Raw genomic sequence first — 22,640 nt, forward strand, 5'->3', positions numbered from 1 at the left:
GGCCGCCCGCACGGCGCCGAGCAGCCCCTCCGGCTCCCTGGCTGCGGCTCTCACAACGGCATGGGATCGATGTCGCAGTTCAGCCTTGTCTCATTCAGGAAGGCTTCGGTCGCCGGGTGCGATGCGGGCTGCTCCTGGTCGCCACGCTGGGTGTCCAGCACGCGGCGCATACGTTCCTCGGTGTCGAGCCGCAACGCCGCTGCCTCAGTGTCGAGCCCCACGGACTTCAGATCCAGCGAAAGATTCCCGGCGCAGGCCAACGTGGTTGGGTGGTCCGGGCCGAAGATCTCTCGGCATCGGTCCAGCGTGTCGCGCCCTTGAGCCGTGGCTGCCTCGTGCTGGCCGAGCGCCGCAAGATCACTGGCCAGATTGACGGCGGCCACCAGCGTGAAGGGGTGGTCGGCGCCGAGGCTGTCGGACAGCGCGACGAGCGCCTGGTCGTCCAGACGGCGAGCTTCCTCCGGCTTGCCAAGGAGTCGTTCTGACACCGCGAGACCCACGTCCGCGGACATGGCGTACGGGTGCTGCGGATGGAAGACCTGGCGATAACCGGCGCAGGCCTGGGCACCTCGCGCCCGTGCCGCTTCCAGGTCCCCGTTCTGACGGAGTGCGATGGCCAGGGGCAAGGCGGTGGCCAAGGACTGCGGGTGGGTGTCTCCATACCGGCGGGTGAAGGCTTCATGCGACTGAATGGCCAGTTCAAGCGCACGTGCGTGCAGGCCCGCCTTTCGGCACGCGATACCCAGTTCGCGCACCGTACTGATCGTGGCGGGATTGTCGTTCCCGAAAACGTCCCGGAACGCCTCCAATGCTGCCTCCTGCAACCGAAGCGCACCGATATAGTCCCCGGATTCGCGCACGTCGATGGCAACCGAGTTCTCGGTGATGAGACTGCGCTGGTCATCACGTCCGAACAGGCGCAGCTTCAGGTGCCAAGTCCTTCTGTCGAGTTCCAGTGCCTCCCTGAAGGATCCGGTGAGCCTGAGGCTGACACCCAGGTTGTGGGCCATGTTGAGGCTGGCAGGGTCGTCTTCCCCGAACGCCCTCTGAGCCCTTTCATAGACGACCCGGTCCAGTTCCGCACCTGCAAGGAAACGGCCTTGGACACGGCGTACGGCAGCCTCCATCTGAGCGGCGTCCAGAGCCTCCTCACTGTCCGGCGCGGAGACGCGCTCGTGGACGGACCTGATGTGCTCCACCAACGTGGAAGCGTCGCTGTACCGGCCGACCATCAGATACACGAAGACCAGCCACCGGCCCATGAGGAGCGTCTGCACGTCCTCCTCGCCGAAGATCTCCACCCAGGCGTTCCACGCGGTCTCGGAAAAGTCCAAGGAGACCTCGTGATCCCCCCAGTAGTACAGGTACTTGGCGATGTTCATCACCAGTTGACGCACCCAAGGCTGGTCCGAGTTGATCGCGCCGGAGGCGATCACATGCGTATAGAGCTCCGCGTACCGAGGCCAGCTTTCAGGGTCGGTAGGGGTCCTCGGATCGGCGGACGCCATCAGGGCGTGGGCGCCTTCGCGCATGCGGTTCTGCTCCTCTGGGCTCATACGGTTGATCAGCACGTGCTGGACCAGCCGGTGCATCTCGATGGAGTTCGTGCGGTGATCGATTCGGGCGAGGGAATAGCGGTTTATCTCCCGTATCGCACGCGCGAGCTTCATCGGGTCGTTCAGAGCCGCATCCAGCTCGGGAAATCCGGTGTTGTATCCCGGGCCGGAGAGGATTTGCCTGGAGATCGGGTCGGGGGCGAAGTACGAGCACAGCTGCAGCAGCCGCAGGGCTCCCGGGCTGCGTGTCTCCAGATGGTCGAGGGAGACGTTCCAGGCGGCGGCCACCGGCAGCTGGTAGTCCGGCGGCGGAGCCGTCTCCAGGAGTTCGTTCTGCTTGCTCTCGAAGAGGCGGAGGTATTCGGACGCGGGCATGCCCGTCTCCGCGCGCCAGGCGGCCGCCTGTACCAGAGCGAGGGGCAGGTCGCCCAGCGCCTCGGCCAGTGCCTCGGCCTCCTCGTCCGCGAGCTCGGGTCCTGAACCGCGCAGCAGTTCCATGCTCTCCTCGCGGGTGAACACGTCCACTTCGAGGGAGCCGCCCACGAGCCCCCAGCGGCGGTTGCGGGAGGTGACCAGGATCGTGCCGGTGCCACCGGTCGGGAAGTACGGGCGTACCTGTTCGGGGCTGTCCGCGTTGTCGAAGATCAGCAGCCACCTGGAGTACGGGCGCCCCTCGCGCAGCGCCTCCCGGACCGCCGGGCCGGCGATGTTGGCCTCGGACGTGGTCACCAGCCCCAGTCGCTTGGCCAGTTCCACCAGCGACTGGCCGATCTGGCCCGGCCGCTCCGAGGGGATCCACCACACGATGTCGTACTGCGACTGGTGCCGGTAGGCGTACTCGATCGCCAGCTGTGTCTTGCCGACGCCGCCCATGCCGTGGATCGCCTCGGGCAGAACCGTCGTCGTACCCTCGCGCAGCCGCTGTTCGAGCAGGTCGAGGAGTTCCGTGCGGCCGGTGAAGTTCTGGTTCCGCGGCGGCAAGTTCCCCCAGACGCGTGGCTGTACGGTGCGCTCTCCTTCCACGGTGCGCTGGGGCGTGGTGGACATCGGCGGTACTCCTTCGGTGGCATCTGAGGCGGCGGACGGGGCTATGGCGGCTCCGGCAGGCGGGACCTTGGCAAGCGAGACTGCATACCGCTGATCGTGCCATTTCAGGGCATGTCGCAACAATCGGGCGCGCTGAAGGTGTGACCCGGACAAGGCATCCAGAGCAGTCAGTTCGATGCGGAGGAACGGTGCGCTCTTCTGCGTCACGCGTGGCTGCGACACCTTGCCCAGCGGTTCCGTGGGTGGCGGCAGGAGTGACGCGGCGGACGGATCCGAGGCCAGGACCTCACGGACCTCGCGCAACGTGCGGAGGGTGGCACTGCGGCGGCCCAGGGCCAGCAGTTGCTCGCGGGTGCCGGGGAGGAAGTCGTATACCACGGCCCCCGGGGCGTCGAGGTGTACGCCGGTCGGCTGGACCAGGCCGCTCATGAAGAACTCGGACGCGTGAACCGGCCCGGCACCCGGAGTCGAGCGGATCAGCCTGCGGACGACCGGCAGGGTGAGGGGCGCCGCGGCCAGGCGGGTGCCCAGCCGGAAGGCCGTGGGGGACGCCGCCGCGCGAAAATCGAAAACACGGTCGACGGCCGAGAGCGGCCCGGCGGAATCGTCGAACTCGGTCGCCCAGGGAAAGTTCCGGGCGGCGTCCGGCCGTCCCTTCCACGCGTTGGCCGGCGTCGCGGGCAGGTCCAGCGCGCGCGGCTCCGTCCCGCCCAGCACGGCGGACAGGGCGCGCGCGCCGTGGTGCCCGAGGGAGAGTACGGGTACCGCGACCGCGGGGGACGCGCCGTCCGGGTCCGTGCTCGGCTGCACCGAGTCGGCCGGCCCGTATCCCGGCGCGGCGGGGACCTCTCGTTCCTGCCAGTCCCAGCAGGCGTTGGCGGCCCAGGGGCCGAGGGCCCTGATCCGCGCGTGCAGCACGTCGAGGCCGGTACGGAACCACAGGTGGGGCGGCAGCGGGTTGACCAGGGCGACGGGCCGGGACTGCCCCCAGCGCCGCAGCAGGGGCTGCACCGCACCCAGATGCCAGCCTGCCGCCAGCCCGTCGGTGACCACGAGGATCACGCGGCGCGTTCCGTCCGACGGCGCGTCCGGTTCGAGACCGGTGTCGGTACGCACACCGGCCGGCAGCATCTCGTCCGTGCCAAGCAGGGCCACGTCGTGCACCGCAGCGAAGCCGCGGGCCAGGGCGCGGGAGAGGTCGTCGACCGCCTCGTCCCACACCCGCATGGTCACGTGGGCGTCGGTGACGAGGAAGACCTCCCGGGGTAATGCCTCGTCCTCGAAACGCCAGTCGCCCCACAACTGCGTCAGGTCGGCTCCGGACCCCGGCCGGTCACGCCGAGCGTTGTCACTGGCCATGGTCACTCTCAAGGCGTCGCTGTGGTCGCGGAGTTGAGGACGGAAGGCCTGCGGTCGCGGTCGTGGGCCCCCCGTAGCGGGGCCAGCCTACCGATAGTCCGGGCGGGTTGTGGCCGTGCTCTTCGGACGATGCACTTGACATCACAGAGGCCCTCCCTTCTGTCCCCCATCCATGGTCAACGTCTCACGCACTGTGGGGTTCGCCGCCCGCTCCCGAGGGGCCGGGTATGCGCTCCGGGTCGTCCAGGAGCAGGGCCAGGTGCCGGCCCACGTGTCTGTGCCAGTCGTCCGGTCCCAGCGCCAGGGCCTCGTTGCGCCATCGGCGGGTGCGCTCCAGGACTCCGGCCAGGCCGCGTTCCTGGACTATGTCCGCGGCGGCCTCCCGGAACGCGGGGCCGTGGCCGCCCCGGTCCCAGAGGATGGCCGGAATTCCGGCGCGCAGCGCGGCGACGAATTCCTGGCGGGCGGCCGGGGAGTCGGTGCCGGGAGGTGCGCTCAGCACGAGGCACACGATCTGCTGGTCGTCCTTGAGTTCACGCTCGAGATGGAAGGCCGGCTGGTCCGGCTCGCTCCAGTGCGAGCGGCTGTCCGCGGGCCGTTCCTTGAACTGCCGCCAGCGGTTGTTCCACGGCCGGTGCCAGGCCGCCTTGCGCAGGCGTTCGAAGCTGCGCACGACAACGGTGTAGTCCATCACCAAAGGTGTGGGTATGTCCGCGTCGGTCTCCTTGTGCCACCATTCCACGGGCTCTCCCAGCAGTGCCCACGGAAGAATGAATTCGATCACGACGGGCTGACGCAGATCCCACCACCGTTCCTCCGCCTCTTCGATGAGGCGGTCGACGGCGGCCGGAAGCTGGTCCCGCTGCAGCTTGAGGGTCTCACCGGGTACGGGGTGCCAACCGTCGGAGTCGGACTGCCGCCAGTGGGCGACCCAGAAGCTGTCGGGGTCCACACCGTCCGGTTCGAACTGGATCAGCAGGTAGGCCGGATGTAACGAGGCCTCCGTGGGTGAGACGAACTCACCCTGCTGCCAGATCGCCATCTCCTCGCTGACTCCGCGGAGTTGGGCCTGCTTGCGGTTCCAGCGACGCAGCTCCTCCGCCTCCTCGGTGCGGCCCTCCTTCACCAGGTACTCGGAGACGAGCGACAGGAAGGCCATGGACGGGGGCAGTTCCTCCGCCACCGTGTTGTCCCCGGCCAGGTGCAGGAAGACCTCCCAGCCGGTGTCGCACCATTCCTCCAGCTCCTGGGTGCGCGCACGGCTGGCCCTGCGGGCGAGCGCGGTGAGCAGTGACGTGGAACGGATCTCGCGGAGAACGGGCCGCAGGGGGCGCAGATCCGTGTCCTTGAAGAAGGAGGTGGCCTCCCATTCGTCCACCAGACGCCACAGGGCGAGCAGGTGCACCGATCCCTGTTCCGCGTAGCCGAGGCAGCGGGCCAGGGTCTGGAGTCCCTCATCCGTCTCCGCGCACGCCTTGACCACCCGCCGTGCCCACAGGCCGAGTGGCTGGTCCTGCCGCGGGTCCACGGTCAGGCGCAGCTCCGAGCGGAGGTCGTCCACGAGCATCTCCGCGCCGGGCTGCCGCCGGACCGTCTCCGTCGCCGCGAGCACGCCGGCCATCTCGGCCATGAGTTCGTTGCGAACGCGTGCGGCGCTGCGCCCCTCCACCTCGTGACCCCCTCCGGCCGTCATCGAGTTCGTCCGCAGTCCGGTCCGGACAGCGTACGACTAGCCTTCCCGCTGCGTCAGCGGCGTGAACAAGGCGGAAATCCTCAACGCTCCCCGTGCGTCTCGTCACCTGAGATCAGCACGCGGTGGCGTGTGCCGTCGGGAGCCAGGAGGGTGGGCTGGAGCGTGAGCGTGATGCGATGGGTCCGCGAATCGGCGACGGACGCCTCGCCGTTCGCCTCGACGACCCAGAATTTCACCTTGCCGCCGGCACCAGCGGTGCGGTCGACCGTGACGGTCGCCTCGATCTCCACCTCGCCGAGGTCGAAGCGCAGGGGACTGGGTCCGGTCCCGGCCATCGCCTGGCCGAGTTGCTCCCTCAACTCACGTACCATCTCGGCAAGTTCGATCAAGATTCCTCCCCCGGAAGCATCGCAGCGGTGTGATGGTACCGAGGAACGGGGGTGCGCCGGGCCACTCTTGACCACTGTCCCGCCCAGACTCTTCCCGTCCTCGGGCGCGGCCGCGCCGAGTTGGCGACTTCCGTGTGCCCAGTGCCCTGTCGGGTCACTAGAGCCCCACGATCCTGTTCCACCGCCTGGCGAACTCCACCCGCTCCGTGGCGGTGATGTCCCGGGCGATCGCCAGGCATCCGCGCATGCCGGCGTCGGGGAAGATGAGCGGGTTGTCGGCGAGGGAGGCGGTGTCCTTGTCCTTGGCGGAGGCCAGGACGTCCTGGGCGGCCGGGACCGGGCAGACGTAGTTGACCCAGGCGGCGAGCTCCGCGGCGGTCTCGGGGGCGTAGTAGTAGTCGATCAGGCGCTCGGCGTTGGCCTTGTGGCGGGCCCGGTTGGGGATCATCAGGGAGTCCGACCACAGCTCGGCGCCCTCCTCGGGCACGACGAAGCGGATGTCGGGATTGTCGGCCTGCAGCTGGATGACGTCGCCGGAGTAGGCCTGGCAGGCCAGGACGTCCCCGCTGACCAGGTCCTTGGTGTAGTCGTTGCCGGTGAAGCGGCGGATCTGCCCGCGGTGGATCTCCCGCTCCACCTCGTCGCAGACGCGGTGGAAGTCGTCGGCGGTCCACCTGGTGATGTCCACGCCGTTGCCCTGCATCAGCAGCGCGAAGGACTCGTCCAGGCCGGACAGCAGCGTCACGCGGCCCTTGAGGTCGCTCGCCCAGAGGTCCTTGACGTGCCGGATCTCGCGGCCGAGCTTCCTGCGGTTGTAGGCGATGCCGGTGATGCCCGACTGCCACGGCACCGTGAACCGGCGGCCCTTGTCGAAGGCGGGCGTACGGAGCAGCGGGTCGAGGTACTTCGCCACGTTCGGCTGGTGGGCGCGGTCCATCTCCTGGACCCAGCCGAGCCGGACGAACCGGGCGCACATCCAGTCGCTGATGACGATCAGGTCGCGGCCGGTGGACTGATGGTTCATCAGGGCCGGGCTGATCTTGCCGAAGAACTCGTCGTTGTCGTTGATCTCCTCGACGTAGTCCACGGAGATGCCGGTGCGCCTCTCGAAGGCGTCCACGGTGGGCCGCCGGTTGGGGTTCTTGTCATCGGTGTCGATGTACAGCGGCCAGTTCGCCCACGTCAGCCTCTTGTCGGCCGCCGACGCGTCGGCGACGCCCCGGTCGCCGGGCGCGACATAGGCGGCGGGCACCCCGCAGCCGGCCAGGGCACCGAGCGCGGCGGTGCCGCCGAGTGCGCGCAGGAGGGAGCGGCGGGACATCGGCGACGTACGAGAAGAAGTCTGGGGCACCCCGGAAGGATGCCGCCCCGGCACTCCGAGGGGCAATCGACGCTGCGTCGAGCATGCCCCCGCCTGCCCGACACCCTGTCGATCAGCGCCTTTCACGCACCGGCCGGCCCCCAGCGGCCGATCAGTTCCAGGGCCTGGGCCGCCTCCGTGTCCAGGGCCGGGAGACAGCCGACCAGCACATGGCCGGGGTCGTTGGCCGCGAGCACCTCGAAGTCCAGGGTGAGCGGCCCGACCAGCGGGTGGCGCAGGGTGTAGCGGCCGGGGCCCTCGTCCGCCACGTCCTGGCGGGCCCACAGCGCCGCGAACTCCTCGCTCTTCATGGCGAGGGTGCCGATGAGGGAGGCGAGCGCCGGATCGTCGGGATACCGGCCCACGCTCACCCGCAGGAACGCCACGGTGGCCTCCGCCTTCGCCCGCCGGCTGTCCGCGAACAGCTCGCGGTCCCGGACGTCGAGGAAGATGAGGTGCGCGAAGTCCGCCGGTTCTCGGGCACTTCGCCGAAGTCGCCGAAGACGGTCGCCGGGCGGCCGCCTCGAACTGACCGAGCGGGAGCTGGAGTTCGTCGCCGGGAAATGACACAGCGCGGCCCCGGGCAGGGAGCCTGCCCGGGGCCGCACACTGCTGTCTCCGACGGTTACTCGCCGATGGACGTCATCACGTGCTTGATCCGCGTGTAGTCCTCGAAGCCGTACGCCGACAGGTCCTTGCCGTAGCCGGACTTCTTGAAGCCGCCGTGCGGCATCTCCGCGACCAGCGGGATGTGGGTGTTGATCCACACGCAGCCGAAGTCGAGCTTCTTGGACATGCGCATCGCGCGGGCGTGGTCCTTGGTCCACACGGAGGAGGCGAGGGCGTACTCGACGCCGTTGGCCCACTCGACGGCCTGGTTCTCGTCGGAGAAGGACTGGACGGTGATGACCGGGCCGAAGACCTCCTTCTGGATGATCTCGTCGTCCTGCTTGACGCCGGAGACGACGGTCGGCGCGAAGAAGTAGCCCTTGTCACCGACGCGCTTGCCGCCGGCCTCCACGCGCGCGTGGGCGGGCAGCCGCTCGATGAAGCCCTCGACCTGCTTGAGCTGGTTGGGGTTGTTGAGCGGGCCGAAGAGCACGTCCTCGTCGTCCGGCTGGCCGGTCTTGGTGTCCTCGGCGGCCTTCGCGAGCGCGGCCACGAACTCGTCGTGGATGGCCTCGTGGACGAGGACGCGGCAGGCGGCCGTACAGTCCTGGCCGGCGTTGAAGAAGCCCGCCACGGAGATGTCCTCGACGGCCTTGGCGATGTCGGTGTCCTCGAAGACGACGACCGGGGCCTTGCCGCCGAGCTCCAGGTGGACCCGCTTGAGGTCCTTGGACGCGGACTCGGCCACCGACATGCCGGCCCGGACCGAGCCGGTGATGGAGGCCATCGCCGGGATGTCGTGCTCGACCATCAGGCGGCCGGTCTCGCGGTCGCCGCAGACGACGTTGAAGACGCCCTTGGGCAGGATCGAGCCGATGATGTCGGCGATGAGGACGGTCGAGGCGGGGGTGGTGTCCGAGGGCTTCAGCACGACCGTGTTGCCCGCCGCGATCGCCGGGGCGAACTTCCACACGGCCATCATCATCGGGTAGTTCCACGGCGCGACCTGCGCGCAGACGCCGACCGGCTCACGGCGGATGATCGAGGTCATCCCCTCCATGTACTCGCCTGCCGAGCGGCCCTCCAGCAGTCGCGCCGCGCCCGCGAAGAAGCGGATCTGGTCGACCATCGGCGGGATCTCCTCGGAGCGGGTGAGCCCGGTCGGCTTGCCCGTGTTCTCCACCTCGGCCGCGATCAGTTCCTCGGCGCGCTCCTCGAACGCGTCGGCGATCTTGAGGAGGGCCTTCTGGCGCTCGGCGGGGGTGGTGTCGCGCCAGGCCGGGAAGGCGCGGGCGGCGGCCTCCATGGCGGCGTCCACGTCCGCCTCGCCGGACAGCGGCGCGGTCGCGTACGCCTCGCCCGTCGCGGGGTTGACCACCTCGGTGGTCCGTCCGTCGGCGGCGTCCCGGAACTCACCGTCGATGTAGTTGCGCAGACGACGCAGCTCGGTGCTCACTGCCGGCCTCCTGATCTGGTTCAACTGTCCACTCACTGAGACACCCACACTAGTCGCCGAGCCGACGTTTTCAACACCCCCACGGCCACCAGTTCTGCGAAATCCGCAAGCTTCCGTCTCACAAACAACGAATTTCATCGATCGGGGCTTGCGAAACTGTCGAGACCTCGTGCACAGTGAGGCCGTGGCCAGTCGAAGCGCAGACCAGAGGGACTCCACCCGCGAGTCCAGGAACGGCGGCACCCCCCAGCTGGACGCCGTCTCCCTCGCCATCATCCAGCAGCTCCAGGAGGACGGCCGCCGGCCGTACGCCGCGATCGGCAAGGCCGTCGGCCTGTCCGAGGCGGCCGTGCGCCAGCGCGTCCAGAAGCTGCTGGACCAGGGCGTGATGCAGATCGTCGCCGTCACGGACCCGCTCACCGTGGGCTTCCGCCGGCAGGCGATGGTCGGGATCAACGTCGAGGGCGATGTCGAGAAGATCGCGGACGCGCTGACTGACATGTCGGAAGTCGAGTACGTGGTGATGACCGCGGGCTCGTTCGACATCCTCGCCGAGATCGTCTGCGAGGACGACGACCACCTGCTGGACGTCATCAACAAACGCATCCGGGCGCTCCCCGGCGTGCGCTCCACCGAAAGCTTCGTCTACCTGAAGCTGAAGAAGCAGACCTACATGTGGGGAACCCGATAACCGTGACCCAGAAGGACCTCAGCCGCACCGCGTACGACCACCTGTGGATGCACTTCACCCGCATGTCCTCGTACGAGAACTCCCCCGTCCCGACCATCGTCCGGGGCGAGGGCACCTACATCTACGACGACAAGGGCAAGCGCTACCTGGACGGTCTCGCCGGTCTGTTCGTGGTCCAGGCCGGTCACGGCCGCACGGAGCTCGCCGAGACCGCCTTCAAGCAGGCCCAGGAGCTGGCCTTCTTCCCGGTGTGGTCCTACGCCCACCCGAAGGCCGTCGAGCTGGCCGAGCGCCTCGCCGACTACGCCCCGGGCGACCTGAACAAGGTCTTCTTCACCACCGGCGGCGGCGAGGCCGTGGAGACCGCCTGGAAGCTCGCCAAGCAGTACTTCAAGCTGCGGGGCAAGCCGACCAAGTACAAGGTCATCTCGCGTGCGGTCGCCTACCACGGCACCCCGCAGGGCGCCCTGTCCATCACGGGTCTGCCCGGCCTGAAGGCGCCGTTCGAGCCGCTCGTCCCGGGCGCGCACAAGGTGCCGAACACCAACATCTACCGCGCCCCGATCTTCGGCGACGACCCGGAGGCCTTCGGCCGCTGGGCCGCCGACCAGATCGAGCAGCAGATCCTCTTCGAGGGCCCGGACACCGTCGCCGCGGTCTTCCTGGAGCCCGTGCAGAACGCCGGCGGCTGCTTCCCGCCCCCGCCCGGCTACTTCCAGCGCGTCCGCGAGATCTGCGACCAGTACGACGTGCTGCTCGTGTCGGACGAGGTCATCTGCGCCTTCGGCCGCCTCGGCACGATGTTCGCCTGCGACAAGTTCGGCTACGTCCCGGACATGATCACCTGCGCCAAGGGCATGACCTCGGGCTACTCCCCGATCGGCGCCTGCATCGTCTCCGACAGGATCGCCGAGCCGTTCTACAAGGGTGACAACACCTTCCTGCACGGCTACACCTTCGGCGGCCACCCGGTCTCCGCCGCGGTGGGTCTCGCCAACCTCGACCTGTTCGAGCGCGAGGGCCTCAACCAGCACGTGCTGGACAACGAGGGCGCCTTCCTGCAGACCCTGCAGAAGCTGCACGACCTGCCGATCGTCGGCGATGTCCGCGGCAACGGCTTCTTCTACGGCATCGAGCTGGTGAAGGACAAGAACACCAAGGAGTCCTTCAACGAGGAGGAGACCGAGCGCGTCCTGTACGGCTTCCTCTCCAAGGCGCTGTTCGACAACGGCCTGTACTGCCGTGCCGACGACCGCGGCGACCCGGTCGTCCAGCTCGCCCCGCCGCTGATCTCCAACCAGGAGACCTTCGACGAGATCGAGCAGATCCTGCGCGCCACCCTCACGGAGGCGTGGACCAAGCTCTGAGCCCTTCGGAGCTCCGATCATCCGACCGGATGACCGACACCGGCCCCGGCGCCACCCGTTCGAGTGAGAACGGAGGCCCGGGGCCGTGTGCTGTCCGGCCTCCCGATCACGGCTGCCTAGCGTTCCCTGCGTTCCAGTGACCGATCGGCCCACCCTTCGTTCCCCCGGACGAGGGATGAGGCACGGGAAAACGGATCAGAACCGAGGTGTACGCCCATGGAGGCCCCGCCGGACAACGACGTGCTCTGGGCACGCTCCCTGCACTTCAGGCACCCCGACGGCTCCCCCGGGCTCGCGGGGGTCTCGATCGGTGTGCGCGAGGGCGAGATCGTCGCCGTCACCGGACCGCGCGGCAGCGGCAAGACGACCCTGCTGCGCTGTCTGTCCGGCCTGGTACCGGTGCGCAGCGGCGAGGTGTGGTTCAACAGCTCACCCCTGCACACCCTGGGCCCGATGCGCCGGGAGCGGGTGCGCCGGGACCGCTTCGGCTGGATCGACCCGGCGCCGGTACTGGTCCCCGAACTGAACGCCTGGGAGAACGCCGCGCTCCCCCTGATGCTGCGCGGCACCGGCCGCCGCCGGGCCAAGGTCGCCGCGCTGGAGTGGCTGGAACGGCTCGACGTCGGCGACCGTGCCCGCAACCGGCCGCACGAACTGCGGCAGGCCGAGCGCCAGCGCGTCGCCATCGCCCGGGCGCTGGCCCACGCCCCCGCGGTCCTCTTCGCCGACGAGCCCACGGCTCCGCTGCACCACGCCGACCGCACCCATGTGCTGCGCACGCTCACCTCGGCCGCCCGCTCACACGGCATCACCGTGGTCCTCGCCACGCACGACCCCGACACCGCCGCCCTCGCCGACCGCACCGTGGCCCTGCTGGACGGCCGGCGCGTCAGCACCGTGCACCTGCCGGACGCCCCCGAGACGGAAGGCCGCGCCGCGTGGTCGCTCTCCGTCTGACCTGGGCGGCCCGGCCCGCCGTCCAGCTGCGCCGCCTGCTGGTGGCCGCGGCCTCGGCGGGCACCGGCTTCCTGCTGCTGTCCTGCTTCGGCTACGCCCTGAACCACCCCGAGGCCGCGGACGCCGCCGCGCTGCGGCTGGCCTGGTGCGCGGTGCCGCTCGCCGCCACCGCGTACTTCGCGCTCGCCGTCGCCCGCACCGACCCGGGCACCCGGCCGCGCACGGGACTGTCCGCCGTGGGGCTCGGTCCGGCGCGCCTGATGGCGGTCTCCGCGCTGACCACGGCCCTGTCCTGCACCCTGGGCTCGCTGCTGGCCCTGCTGGTCTTCCTCCAGCTGCGCGGCGACCTCGCGGGCCTGCCCTACGGCGGCGCGGCGGCGGACGTCCTGGCCTCCGGCGAACACCTCCCCGTCCCGGCGACCCTGACCCTGCTGGCCCTGGTCCCGGCGGTCTCCTCGGCCACGGTGGCCCTGTCCCTGCGCCCCAAGGACCCCCGCCCCGCCACCCCGCTCCTGCGCCGGTACGGCCGCTTCGGGGCGTATGGCTACGCGGCGGCCCGGGAGACGTTCGGGACGTACGGCCGGTTCGGGGCACGGTCACGGGCGCGGGCCGGTGCTCCTCGCGACAGGCACGGGCAGGGAGACGACCAGGCACAGGGGAGCGAGCACGGGCAAGCGGACGACGGCGAGCAGCCGGGCCGTCACCGGGCGGCCGCACGCGACGACGGCGAGCACCCCGGACATCACCCGGTGGCGGACGCCCACGGCGAGCACCCCGGACATCACCCGGCCGCGGACGCCCACGGCGAGCACCCCGGACATCACCCGGCCGCGGACGCCCACGGCGAACAGCCCGGACATCAGCCCGCAGTCGCGGACGCCCACGGCGAACAACCCGGCCGGCACCCCGCAGGCGCACCCGACGACGGCGCGCAACCCCGTCCGCATCCCGCGGGCGGTCCTGCCGCCGGGGCGACGGGGGTGCCCCCGCGCGGGCGCAGCCGAGCGTGGGGGAGGGTGGGCGCGGACGGTACCCCGTCGGCGCCCGGCAGCGAAACCGGCCCCGAGCTCCCGGCGCCGGACGCGGACTGGACCGACGGCGCCCCCCGCGCCCCCAGAACGGCCCCCGTAGGCCTCCCCTGGGGCATCGCCCTGCTGGCCACCGGCCTCGCGGTCCAGGCCTACGCAGGCCGCGCGAACGCCGCCGTACTCCTCGGCTGGCTCCTCACCGCGACCGGCCTGGTGCTGGCCGCCCCCGGCCTGACCCACCTGTGCGGCCTGCTCCTGCAGGCCACCCGCCCCGGCGCCCTCCGCCTGCTGGCCGGCCGGGTCCTCATGGCGGAGGCCACCCGCATCGGCCGCCCCCTGGGCGTCGTCTGCGCGGTCGCGTCCGCCGGCTACGCCATGACCTCGCTGTACACCGGCTCGGCACCGGCGTTCGGCCCCCTGACCACCCTCGGCGGGCTGCTCGTCACCGGCTGCACGGTCGCCACGCTCCTCACCGCGGCCGTGGAGACCCGCCAGTGCCGCGCCGACACGACCGCCGCGCTGCTCCGGCTCGGCGCCCCGGCCTCGATGCTGCGCGCGGCCGCGGCCCTGCGCGCGGCGGCCCTGCTGACGCTGTTCGGGCCGCTCACCCTCGTCGTCGCCGCCCTGGCGGCCCTCCCCGCGGGCCGCTGAAAAAAGTTCTCCGGCGACCGATGAGTTCTCCCGGGGCCCCCGGTCTACCCACCGAACACGCCGATCCCGGCACGGACCACCATGGGAGAGAGACCGTCATGTACCAGCAGATGATCTTCGTGAACCTGCCCGTGAACGACCTCGACGCGTCCAAGAAGTTCTTCACGGAGCTCGGCTACACGATCAACCCGCAGTTCAGCGACGAGAAGGCCGCCTCCGTGGTGATCAGCGACACCATCGTGGCGATGCTGCTCACCAAGCCGTTCTACGCCACGTTCACCAAGAAGGAGATCGCCGACGCCACGAAGACCAGTGAGGTGCTGGTCGCGCTGAGCGCCGAGAGCCGCGAGAAGGTGGACGAACTGGTGGACAAGGCCCTCTCGTCGGGCGCCACCCCGAGCGGCGAGACCCAGGACCACGGCTTCATGTACGGCCGAGCCTTCGACGACCTCGACGGCCACACCTGGGAGGTCATCTGGATGGACCCGGCCACGGTCCAGGGCTGAGCCCGCACCACCCAAATCGGCGCCAAACGTCACGGTGATTAATAAGAAGGCAAAGCCAACGGCCGTTGGCGGCATATGCGTTGACACTGCTTATGGAGCGCTTATAGACCTGTGAGCCTCTTGGGGGTGTTGGGGCCTCACCTCATCCGTCGCCTCAACACTCCCTGAACCCCCCGCAGTTATGCACTCTGTAAAGGACAAACGTGTCCATAACTCGCCGCAGCGCGCGCCGTTCCGTGCGCATCCTGGGTGTTGCCTCCGCCTCCGCCGCCGTGGTGCTGGGACTGTCCAGCTCCGCGTTCGCGTGCCAGATCGGTGACTTCTCGGCCGAAGCCACCTGTGTCGGTGGCAAGGCCCAGATCGTCATCACCGACACCGACTCGTCCCGTACCACCGCTCACATCACCGTGTTCGAGTCGAACGACGCTGTCGACACGAAGGTCGCCGAGACGAACGTCAAGGGTTCCGCCAAGGGCACCAAGACCCCGATCGACGTGGACTGGAAGGCCAAGACCACCTACCGCGTCAACGTCAAGGTGGATGCTGGCGGATTCCACTTCGACCAGTTCATCACCCCGGACCTGGTCACCCCGGCCGCCGCCTGCAAGACCGACACCCCGACCCCGACCGCGCCGGCCTCCACGACGCCGAAGCCGTCGCCGTCGACGTCCGCCCCGGCCGAGTCGGCGACCCCGACCCCGTCGGCCTCCGCGTCCAGCTCCGCCCCGGCGGCCACGTCGAGCAACGCGCCGTCCCCGGCGGCCGGTGACTCCAACCTCGCCGAGACCGGTGCCAGCTCCAACACCGGCCTGATCGCCGGCATCGCGGGCGCGCTGGTCGTCGTCGGCGGTGGCGCGGTCTACTTCGGCATGCGCCGTCGTGGTGCCCGCGGCAACGGCTGACGCCTCGCCCCTCTCATCCGTACGCCACCGCGGCCCGTCCCCCTATCCCCAGGGGACGGGCCGCGGTCGTACGCGGCGGCCAGGGGTCAGCCGAAGGTGGCCCGCTCCAGCCAGAACTCCAGCACCTCGCGCTCGCCCAGCACGTCGAGCCCGGGCGTGTCCAGCGGCAGCCGCCGGTAGAAGGCCAGCAGAACCGAGGTGAGCGGGCCGCGCAGGGCGACCGTGGCCTTCTCGTGGCCGCGCCGCCAGCGCACGCCGTCCGCGCCGAACTCCAGCAGCCACTCGGCGTTCAGGGCCGGATCGGCGTCGGTGGCGTGGAGGTGGATGGCGCGGGTGGGGCCGTCGAGACGGAGTGCCTCTTCGGCACCCCGCAGCTGCTGGAGGAGGACGGCGAAGTCCAGCCACTCGTCCATCGCGTCGACCGCGATCTCCGGCGCCACTTCGTAGTCCGTCCCGGCGGCGAGGGCCGCGTCGGCGCGGTGGACGGTGATCTCGTGGGTCATCCGGCGGGCCCAGAACCCGGAGACGGACTTCCCCGGGACGAAGCTCCACACCGCGGTGTCCGGTCCGGCCTCGCGCAGCGCCGCGACGACCAGTTCACCGGTCTGAGCGAGCCACTTGTCGAGCACGGCCGCGTTCCCGCGCTCCTCGGGCCCCGAACCGAGCGGCACCCGGTCGTGCGGGACGTTCTCCTGGGCCCGGGTGCGCACCAGGGTGTCCACCCAGCGCAGGGCGCCACCCATGTGCCGTACGAGGTCCTCCAGTGACCAGTCCGGGCAGGTCGGGACGGTCGCGGACAGATCGGCGCCGGACGTCACCACGGCCCTCAACAGGTCGACCTGGTGGGCGATTTCTTCGCAGTACCGGTCATGCGCGAGCAAGGTCATGTCCCCCACCCTAGGCCGGGAACGATCAGTCGAGGACGACGATTTCGGCCGCGTCGAACTCCACGCCCACCCCGTCCCCGGCCTCGGGCGCCTCGCGCAGCGCGCAGGCCGCCTCCAGGCGCGGCCCGTCGGCGGGCTGGAGGTGGACGGCCACATGGGTGCCCTTGAAGGTGCGGGCGGTCACCGTGCACGGCAGGCCGGTGCCGGCCGCCACGAGCCGTACCCCGGCGGGCCGGACCAGGAGGGTGCGCGCGCCCTGCGGGGAGCCGTCGGGGACCGGCAGCTTGCCCCAGGGGCTGTCGGCGGCCGTCCCCGCGACGGTCGCCGGGACCACGTTGTCGAAGCCGAGGAAGCGGGCCACGAACGCGTCGGCGGGCCGCTGCCACACCTCGAGCGGCGTGCCGGACTGCGCGATCCGCCCGTCCCGCATCACCACCACCCGGTCGGCCAGCGCGAACGCCTCGCCCTGGTCGTGGGTGACGGCGAGCACGGTCGTACCCAACCGACCGAAGAGCTGTCGCAGTTCGACCACCAGGCGTTCGCGCAGCGAGCGGTCGAGCTGGCCGAGCGGCTCGTCGAGCATGAGCAGCCGGGGCCGGGGCGCCAGCGCCCGGGCGAGGGCCACGCGCTGCTGCTCGCCGCCGGACAGGGAGGCCACGGCCCGTCGGCCGGCCCCGGGCAGTCCGACGAGGTCCAGCAACTGCCCTGCCTCGGCGTCCCGTTCGCCCTTGGCGACGCCGTGCATACGCAGTCCGAACGCCACGTTCGCGCCGACGTCCCGCTGCGGGAAGAGCTGGTGGTCCTGGAACATCAGGCCGACGCCCCGCCGGTGCGCGGGCACGCCCGACTGGTCCCGGCCGTCGAGCAACACCCGTCCGCCCGACAGGGGTTGAAGCCCGGCGACCACCCGCAGCAGGGTCGACTTCCCGCTGCCACTGGGGCCCAGCACACACACCACCTCGTGCTCCGCGACATCCAGATCGACCGCGTCGAGCACGGCCCGCCCGCCGAAGCGCACGGTCACGGCATCCAGGCTCAGCAGCATCGGGCACCCATCCGTCCGGTCAGCGTCATCAGAACTCCCCCGTCGGCACGGAACCCCGCCGCCGGCATCTAGAACTCCCCCGTGCGGTCGGTGCGCAGCCGCTCCAGGAGCAGCAGGGCGGCGGCGCACACCACCATCAGGATGGTCGAAAGCGCCATCGCCTGGCCGTAGTTGAGGTCTCCGGGGCGGCTGAGCAGCCGGGCCACGGCGACCGGGAGCGTCGGGTTGTCGGGCCGGGCGATGAACACCGTCGCCCCGAACTCGCCGAGCGAGACGGCGAACGCGAACCCGGCCGCGACCAGCAGCGCCCGCCGCACCAGCGGCAGGTCCACCTCCCGCCACACCCGCCAGGGCGAGGCCCCGAGCACCGCGGCGGCCTCCCGCAGCCGTAGGTCCACCGCGCGCAGCACGGGCAGCATGGTCCGTACGACGAAGGGGGCGCCGACCAGCGCCTGGGCGAGCGGGACGAGGATCCAGGACTGCCTGAGGTCCAGCGGCGGCTTGTCGAGGGCGATCAGGAAGCCGAAACCGACGGTCACCGCGGACACGCCGAGCGGCAGCATCAGCAGCGCGTCGAAACCCCGGACCAGTCGTCCGGCGTCCCGGCGGGCCAGCGCGGCGGCGGCGAGACCTCCGATTACGACGGCAATGGCGGTGGCGGCGACGGCGTACTGCAGCGAGGTCCACACCGCGTGCACGGGCGCCACCAGGAACGTACCGCCGTCGGCGTTCGTGAGCGCCCGGTAGTAGCCGAATCCGGGCGCGTCCAGGGAGCGCTGGACGAGGACGGCGAGCGGCAGCACCAGGAGCAGCGCGATGGTGGCGAGGACACCGGCGAGCAGGGCCCACTGCCCGGCGCCGCGCGGCCGGCGGGCGGTCACCGCGGGGTCGACCAGCCGCAGCGCGCTCTCCCGGCGCCGTACCGTCCACGCGTGCACGGCGAGGATCGCGCCGACGGCGGCGAACTGGACGAGGGTGAGGACGGCGGCCGTGGAGAGGTCGAAGACCTCGGAGGTCTGCCGGTAGATCTCCACTTCGATGGTGGAGAAGGTGGGGCCGCCGAGGATCTGGACGACGCCGAAGGAGGTGAAGGTGAACAGGAACACCATCAGCGCGGCGGCGGCCACGGCGGGCGCGAGGGCGGGCAGCGTCACCTTCCGCCAGGCCCGCCACGGGGACGCGCCGAGCATCCGCGCGGCCTCCTCCTGGCGGGGGTCGAGCTGGGCCCACAGCCCGCCGACGGTCCGTACGACCACCGCGTAGTTGAAGAAGACATGGGCCAGCAGGATCGCCCACACCGTGGTGTCCAGCCGTACGCCCCACAGTTCGTCCAGCAGCCCGCCGTGCCCGACGAGGGCGAGGAACGCGCTGCCGGCGACGACGGTCGGCAGCACGAACGGGACGGTGACGACGGCCCGCAGCACCTGCTTGCCCGGGAAGTCGAGGCGGGCGAAGACATGGGCGGCGGGCAGCGCGAGCAGCAGGGTGAGCGCGGTGGAGGCGAGCGCCTGCCAGGTGGTGAACCACAGCACGTGCCGGATGTCCGGCTGCGTGACGACGTCCGCGATCCGCCCCCACCGCCAGGCGCCGTCCACCTTCAGCCCGCGCGCCACGATCGCGGCCACGGGCCAGGCGAAGAACAGCGCGAAGAACGCGACGGGCAGGGCCAGCAGCCCGAGCCGAGCCGCGCTCCCGCGCCAGTCCCTCGTGCGGGGGACTACTTCAGTACGAGCGAGGTCCACGACTTGACCCACTGGTCACGGTTGGCGGCGATCCTGCCGGGGGCCATGGTCTCGGGGTGCTGGGCGGCCTTGCCGTACTCGGTGAACTCGGCCGGGACCTTCGCGCCCTGCAGCACCGGGTAGACGAACATCTTCAGCGGCATGTCCTCCTGGAACTCCCTGGAGACCAGGAAGTCGATGAACGCCTTGGCGCCCTTGGGGTTCCTGGCGTTGCTGAGCAGCCCGGCGAACTCGATCTGCCGGAAGCAGGTGCCGTACGACACCCCGGTCGGAGCGGTGCCGGGCCGCTTCTTGGCGTAGATCACCTCGGCGGGCGGGGAGGAGGCGTATGACACGACGAGCGGCCGGTCACCGCCGGCCTTCCTGCCCTCCGACGAACCCGAGAACTCCTGGTAGTAGGCCTGATCCCAGCCGTCGACGACCTTGACGCCGTTGGCCTTGAGCTTCTTCCAGTAGCCCTGCCACCCGTTGTCACCGAACTGGGCCGCGCTGCCGAGCAGGAAGCCGAGCCCGGGCGAGGAGGTGGCAGCGTTCTCGGTGACCAGCAGGTTCTTGTACTCGGGCTTGGCGAGGTCGGCGAAGGTCTGCGGCGGGGTGAGGTGGTGGTCGGCGAAGTACTTCTTGTCGTAGTTGACGCAGATGTCGCCGTAGTCGACCGGCGTGACGCGGTGCTCGGCCCGGTCGAGCTGGTACTGGGCGCCGGTCTTGTCGAGGCCCTTCGCGGTGTACGGCTGGAAGAGGCCGTTGTCGAGGGCGCGGGAGAGCAGGGTGTTGTCGACGCCGAAGAAGACGTCGCCCTGCGGGTCGTCCTTGGTCAGGATGGCCTTGTTGACGGCCTGTCCGGCGTCGCCGTCCTGGAGGTTGCGGACCTTGTACCCGGTCTGCCGCTCGAAGTCCTTGAGCACGCTCTTGGACACGGCCCACGAGTCGTGGCTGACGAGCGTCACGGTCCTGGAGTCCGCGGACGACGTGGTGCCGCCGCCGGAACCGCACGCGGACAGCGCGATCAGGCCGAGCCCGACCGCCACGGCCACGAAGGTCTTGTTCTGCACTGGATGTCCTCCTGGGGTTGGCCAGGAAGAGACGCGGCCCTGCCCGGGCTCCGCTGGGGAGACCCGGGCAGGGCGCAACAGCTTGAGTGATGACCGAACTCCCTACCCAGAATGACCTGGGCGAGGTTCAGAGGGTCTGCGGCCCTGTCCGCCGCACTCTCAGCGCTGTGGCGCTCCCCTGTCGGAATATGAAGATATGAATGACGGTGGTCAGATTACCGCTCGGTGGCCGCCAGCTGACCACAGGCCCCGTCGATCTCCTGGCCACGGGTGTCCCGGATGGTGACGGGCACACCGTGGGCGGCGATGGCCTCCACGAACGCCTTCTCGTCCTCGGGCCGCGAGGCGGTCCACTTCGAGCCCGGCGTCGGGTTCAGCGGAATGAGATTGACGTGCACGGGCTTGCCCTTGAGCAGCCGCCCGAGCCGATCCCCCCGCCACGCCTGGTCGTTGATGTCCCGGATGAGGGCGTACTCGATGGACAGCCGGCGCCCGCTCTTCTCGACGTACTCGAACCCGGCGTCCAGCACCTCGCGCACCTTCCAGCGCGTGTTCACGGGGACGAGGGTGTCGCGCAGCTCGTCGTCGGGGGCGTGCAGGGAGATCGCGAGCCGGCACTTGAAGCCCTCGTCGGCGAACCGGTGGATGGCCGGCACGAGCCCGACCGTCGAGACGGTGATCCCACGCTGCGAGAGCCCCAGCCCGTCAGGGGCGGGATCGGTGAGGGCGCGAATGGCCCCGACCACCCGTTTGTAGTTGGCGAGCGGCTCACCCATACCCATGAAGACGATGTTGGAGAGCCGGGCGGGGCCTCCGGGCACTTCCCCGTCCCGCAGCGCCCGCATTCCGTCCACGATCTGGTGGACGATCTCGGCGGTGGACAGATTCCGGTCCAGGCCCGCCTGCCCGGTCGCGCAGAACGGGCAGTTCATCCCGCACCCCGCCTGCGAGCTGATGCACATGGTGACCCGGTCCGGGTACCGCATCAGCACGGACTCGACGAGGGTCCCGTCGAACAGCCGCCACAGCGTCTTGCGGGTGGTCCCCTCGTCGGTCGACAGATGCCGGACGACGGTCATCAGCTCGGGGAACAGCGCTTCCTGCAGCTTGGCACGCGATCCGGTCGGGATGTCGGTCCACTGCTCCGGGTCGTGCGCGTACCGCGCGAAGTAGTGCTGCGAGAGCTGCTTGGCACGGAACGGCTTCTCGCCGGTCTCGGCCACCGCGTCCTTGCGCTCGGCGGGCGTGAGATCGGCAAGGTGCCGCGGCGGCTTCTTGGCTCCGCGCGGGGCGACGAAAGTGAGTTCTCCGGGCTTAGGCATGGCTGTACCAGTGTCGCAGATCCACTTGGGTGACCTGGGGCTGCCGGTCGCTACAACTGTCATTAGTAGGCGTCAGTGGTCGCCGCTGAGCGGCGTCGGACGGCCCAGAGACGGCCCAGCGAAGATCACTCGTCGGCCGCCAGCCACTCATCGAGCCGGACCTTGACCTGGTGGTTGTGGGCGGCGTGACAGATGACCTCCCCACTGACGAAGGCCCCGAGGGCCGGGAGATCCATCCCGTGCGGCATAGCCGTGATCTCGGCCAGCGCTATGGCGTTCGGCACGCCGTCTATACGTATGAAGACCCCGAAGCGCTGGCGACCGATGACCTCGCCGGTGATCCGGGTGCCTACAGGCAGGGCCGCGACGGTTGCCGCCCAGCTCGACCGGACCGCGTCAGCGGCCGGCGCCTCAGGGCCTGTGGGCCAGGCGTACTCATCCATCGGTAGATCATGACGCCCAGATGCGGGCAAGCCGCGATCGGCAGGTCCGACGGCAGTCCGCCAGTTCCGCCTCGGGCTGCTGAGCGCCGCTGCCGTCCGCCGTCGTTGCCGTCGGCGTTGCCGTCACATCAGGGACGCTCAGCACCCGCCTTCGCCACTTGCGACAATGCCGCGATGCGACGCTGACCGTCAGCTCGGGGAGGGAACAACGTGATCATTCGTGGGGTGCTCTGTCTGCTCCTGCTGCTCGCGGTCAGCGCCTGCACGGCGGTTGCGTGTGGTTACCGCGGCGCCGACGTATGGGTCTGGGACTGGGCAGACGCGGTGCGCACTCCATACGGAAAGACCTGGCGAAGTCTTACCACCATGCGGATCTGCTTCGGGATCGCGGGCGTCTTCCTCCTGGCAGGAGCGTTGCGCATCCTGGTGAGCTGACCACGCCTCGACTCAGAACCCCCTCGGATGCCAAAAGCCCGGGCCAAGATCGATCCGGAGCGTATTCCCTGGTGCCCCGGCAGGATTCGAACCTGCGACACCCGCTTGAGGAGCGAGGTGAGGTGAGTACGGCTCTGACCTGC

Annotated in this window: 19 protein-coding genes; 7 read left to right on the forward strand and 12 right to left on the reverse strand. The window is 70.2% G+C overall.

Annotation, left to right across the window (positions count from 1 at the left end; genetic code table 11):
• Positions 1-50 precede the first annotated feature (50 nt).
• The 6 genes from fxsT to ABB07_RS10935 all read right to left on the reverse strand — a co-directional run bounded on the left by fxsT (position 51) and on the right by ABB07_RS10935 (position 9,469).
• Complete coding sequence (gene fxsT / locus ABB07_RS10910) at positions 51-3,962, reverse strand: FxSxx-COOH system tetratricopeptide repeat protein (protein WP_208898545.1); 3,912 nt, start codon at positions 3,960-3,962, stop codon at positions 51-53.
• A gap of 184 nt (positions 3,963-4,146) precedes the next feature.
• On the reverse strand, positions 4,147-5,592 hold the full coding sequence (locus tag ABB07_RS10915; protein WP_208898546.1) for a VMAP-C domain-containing protein: 1,446 nt from the start codon (positions 5,590-5,592) through the stop codon (positions 4,147-4,149).
• 143 nt (positions 5,593-5,735) lie between these two features.
• Positions 5,736-6,044: a trypco2 family protein gene (locus ABB07_RS10920; RefSeq protein ID WP_208898547.1), complete on the reverse strand. Its 309-nt coding sequence runs from the start codon at positions 6,042-6,044 to the stop codon at positions 5,736-5,738.
• A gap of 157 nt (positions 6,045-6,201) precedes the next feature.
• Complete coding sequence (locus ABB07_RS10925; protein ID WP_244189326.1) at positions 6,202-7,395, reverse strand: ABC transporter substrate-binding protein; 1,194 nt, start codon at positions 7,393-7,395, stop codon at positions 6,202-6,204.
• A 92-nt stretch (positions 7,396-7,487) separates the two neighbouring features.
• On the reverse strand, positions 7,488-8,012 hold the full coding sequence (locus ABB07_RS10930; protein ID WP_208898548.1) for an MmyB family transcriptional regulator: 525 nt from the start codon (positions 8,010-8,012) through the stop codon (positions 7,488-7,490).
• 17 nt (positions 8,013-8,029) lie between these two features.
• Positions 8,030-9,469, reverse strand: a complete 1,440-nt coding sequence (locus ABB07_RS10935) for a gamma-aminobutyraldehyde dehydrogenase (RefSeq protein WP_208898549.1) — start codon at positions 9,467-9,469, stop codon at positions 8,030-8,032.
• 169 nt (positions 9,470-9,638) lie between these two features.
• Here ABB07_RS10935 and ABB07_RS10940 point away from each other — a divergent pair, with 169 nt between their 5' ends.
• The 6 genes from ABB07_RS10940 (at position 9,639) to ABB07_RS10965 (ending at position 15,571) form a co-directional block, all read left to right on the forward strand.
• On the forward strand, positions 9,639-10,160 hold the full coding sequence (locus ABB07_RS10940; protein WP_208898550.1) for an Lrp/AsnC family transcriptional regulator: 522 nt from the start codon (positions 9,639-9,641) through the stop codon (positions 10,158-10,160).
• Positions 10,145-11,527 (forward strand): aspartate aminotransferase family protein, encoded by a 1,383-nt coding sequence (locus ABB07_RS10945; RefSeq protein ID WP_244189327.1) that lies wholly within the window; start codon positions 10,145-10,147, stop codon positions 11,525-11,527. The genes ABB07_RS10940 and ABB07_RS10945 overlap by 16 nt, the downstream gene beginning before the upstream one ends.
• Before the next feature lie 216 nt (positions 11,528-11,743).
• A complete protein-coding gene (locus tag ABB07_RS10950; protein ID WP_208898552.1) occupies positions 11,744-12,484 on the forward strand; it encodes an ABC transporter ATP-binding protein in 741 nt (246 codons plus the stop codon).
• Positions 12,466-14,163 carry a hypothetical protein gene (locus ABB07_RS10955; protein ID WP_208898553.1) on the forward strand — a complete coding sequence of 566 codons (1,698 nt, stop codon included), beginning with the start codon at positions 12,466-12,468 and terminating at the stop codon, positions 14,161-14,163. Before ABB07_RS10950 ends, ABB07_RS10955 begins: the two co-directional genes overlap by 19 nt.
• 98 nt (positions 14,164-14,261) lie before the next feature.
• Entirely contained in the window at positions 14,262-14,669 is a 408-nt protein-coding gene (locus ABB07_RS10960) for a VOC family protein (RefSeq protein WP_208898554.1), read from the forward strand.
• 203 nt (positions 14,670-14,872) lie between these two features.
• Positions 14,873-15,571: an LAETG motif-containing sortase-dependent surface protein gene (locus ABB07_RS10965; protein WP_208898555.1), complete on the forward strand. Its 699-nt coding sequence runs from the start codon at positions 14,873-14,875 to the stop codon at positions 15,569-15,571.
• An 86-nt stretch (positions 15,572-15,657) separates the two neighbouring features.
• On the opposite strand, the gene ABB07_RS10970 is transcribed toward ABB07_RS10965, so the two are convergent.
• The 6 genes from ABB07_RS10970 to ABB07_RS10995 form a co-directional block, all read right to left on the reverse strand.
• Positions 15,658-16,458 carry a maleylpyruvate isomerase family mycothiol-dependent enzyme gene (locus tag ABB07_RS10970; RefSeq protein ID WP_208898556.1) on the reverse strand — a complete coding sequence of 267 codons (801 nt, stop codon included), beginning with the start codon at positions 16,456-16,458 and terminating at the stop codon, positions 15,658-15,660.
• A 25-nt stretch (positions 16,459-16,483) separates the two neighbouring features.
• On the reverse strand, positions 16,484-17,503 hold the full coding sequence (locus ABB07_RS10975; protein WP_208898557.1) for an ABC transporter ATP-binding protein: 1,020 nt from the start codon (positions 17,501-17,503) through the stop codon (positions 16,484-16,486).
• A gap of 68 nt (positions 17,504-17,571) precedes the next feature.
• Positions 17,572-19,173, reverse strand: coding sequence for an ABC transporter permease (locus ABB07_RS10980; protein ID WP_208903385.1), 1,602 nt, complete (start codon positions 19,171-19,173; stop codon positions 17,572-17,574).
• Between the two features lie 47 nt (positions 19,174-19,220).
• Positions 19,221-20,297, reverse strand: coding sequence for a thiamine ABC transporter substrate-binding protein (locus ABB07_RS10985; protein WP_208898558.1), 1,077 nt, complete (start codon positions 20,295-20,297; stop codon positions 19,221-19,223).
• Positions 20,298-20,512: 215 nt separating this feature from the next.
• The gene (gene rlmN / locus ABB07_RS10990) at positions 20,513-21,619 is read right to left on the reverse strand and encodes a dual-specificity RNA methyltransferase RlmN (RefSeq protein ID WP_208898559.1); all 1,107 of its coding nucleotides are present in this window, start codon (positions 21,617-21,619) and stop codon (positions 20,513-20,515) included.
• A 125-nt stretch (positions 21,620-21,744) separates the two neighbouring features.
• Complete coding sequence (locus tag ABB07_RS10995) at positions 21,745-22,062, reverse strand: S1 domain-containing protein (RefSeq protein ID WP_208898560.1); 318 nt, start codon at positions 22,060-22,062, stop codon at positions 21,745-21,747.
• 210 nt (positions 22,063-22,272) lie between these two features.
• Here ABB07_RS10995 and ABB07_RS11000 point away from each other — a divergent pair, with 210 nt between their 5' ends.
• The gene (locus ABB07_RS11000) at positions 22,273-22,497 is read left to right on the forward strand and encodes a hypothetical protein (protein WP_244189328.1); all 225 of its coding nucleotides are present in this window, start codon (positions 22,273-22,275) and stop codon (positions 22,495-22,497) included.
• Positions 22,498-22,640 lie beyond the last annotated feature (143 nt).

The sequence above is a fragment of the Streptomyces incarnatus genome (genome assembly GCF_001027185.1).
In the GTDB taxonomy this organism is placed as follows: Bacteria; Actinomycetota; Actinomycetes; order Streptomycetales; family Streptomycetaceae; genus Streptomyces; species Streptomyces puniciscabiei.

What these genes read in the sequence shown, in the direction of transcription:
- fxsT (WP_208898545.1), bottom strand. Translation starts at nt 3,962, where the DNA reads ATGGCCAGTGACAACGCTCGGCGTGACCGGCCGGGGTCCGGAGCCGAC.
- ABB07_RS10915 (WP_208898546.1), bottom strand. Translation starts at nt 5,592, where the DNA reads ATGGCCGAGATGGCCGGCGTGCTCGCGGCGACGGAGACGGTCCGGCGG.
- ABB07_RS10950 (WP_208898552.1), top strand. Translation starts at nt 11,744, where the DNA reads ATGGAGGCCCCGCCGGACAACGACGTGCTCTGGGCACGCTCCCTGCAC.
- ABB07_RS10960 (WP_208898554.1), top strand. Translation starts at nt 14,262, where the DNA reads ATGTACCAGCAGATGATCTTCGTGAACCTGCCCGTGAACGACCTCGAC.
- ABB07_RS10970 (WP_208898556.1), bottom strand. Translation starts at nt 16,458, where the DNA reads ATGACCTTGCTCGCGCATGACCGGTACTGCGAAGAAATCGCCCACCAG.
- ABB07_RS10975 (WP_208898557.1), bottom strand. Translation starts at nt 17,503, where the DNA reads ATGCTGCTGAGCCTGGATGCCGTGACCGTGCGCTTCGGCGGGCGGGCC.
- rlmN (WP_208898559.1), bottom strand. Translation starts at nt 21,619, where the DNA reads ATGCCTAAGCCCGGAGAACTCACTTTCGTCGCCCCGCGCGGAGCCAAG.
- ABB07_RS10995 (WP_208898560.1), bottom strand. Translation starts at nt 22,062, where the DNA reads ATGGATGAGTACGCCTGGCCCACAGGCCCTGAGGCGCCGGCCGCTGAC.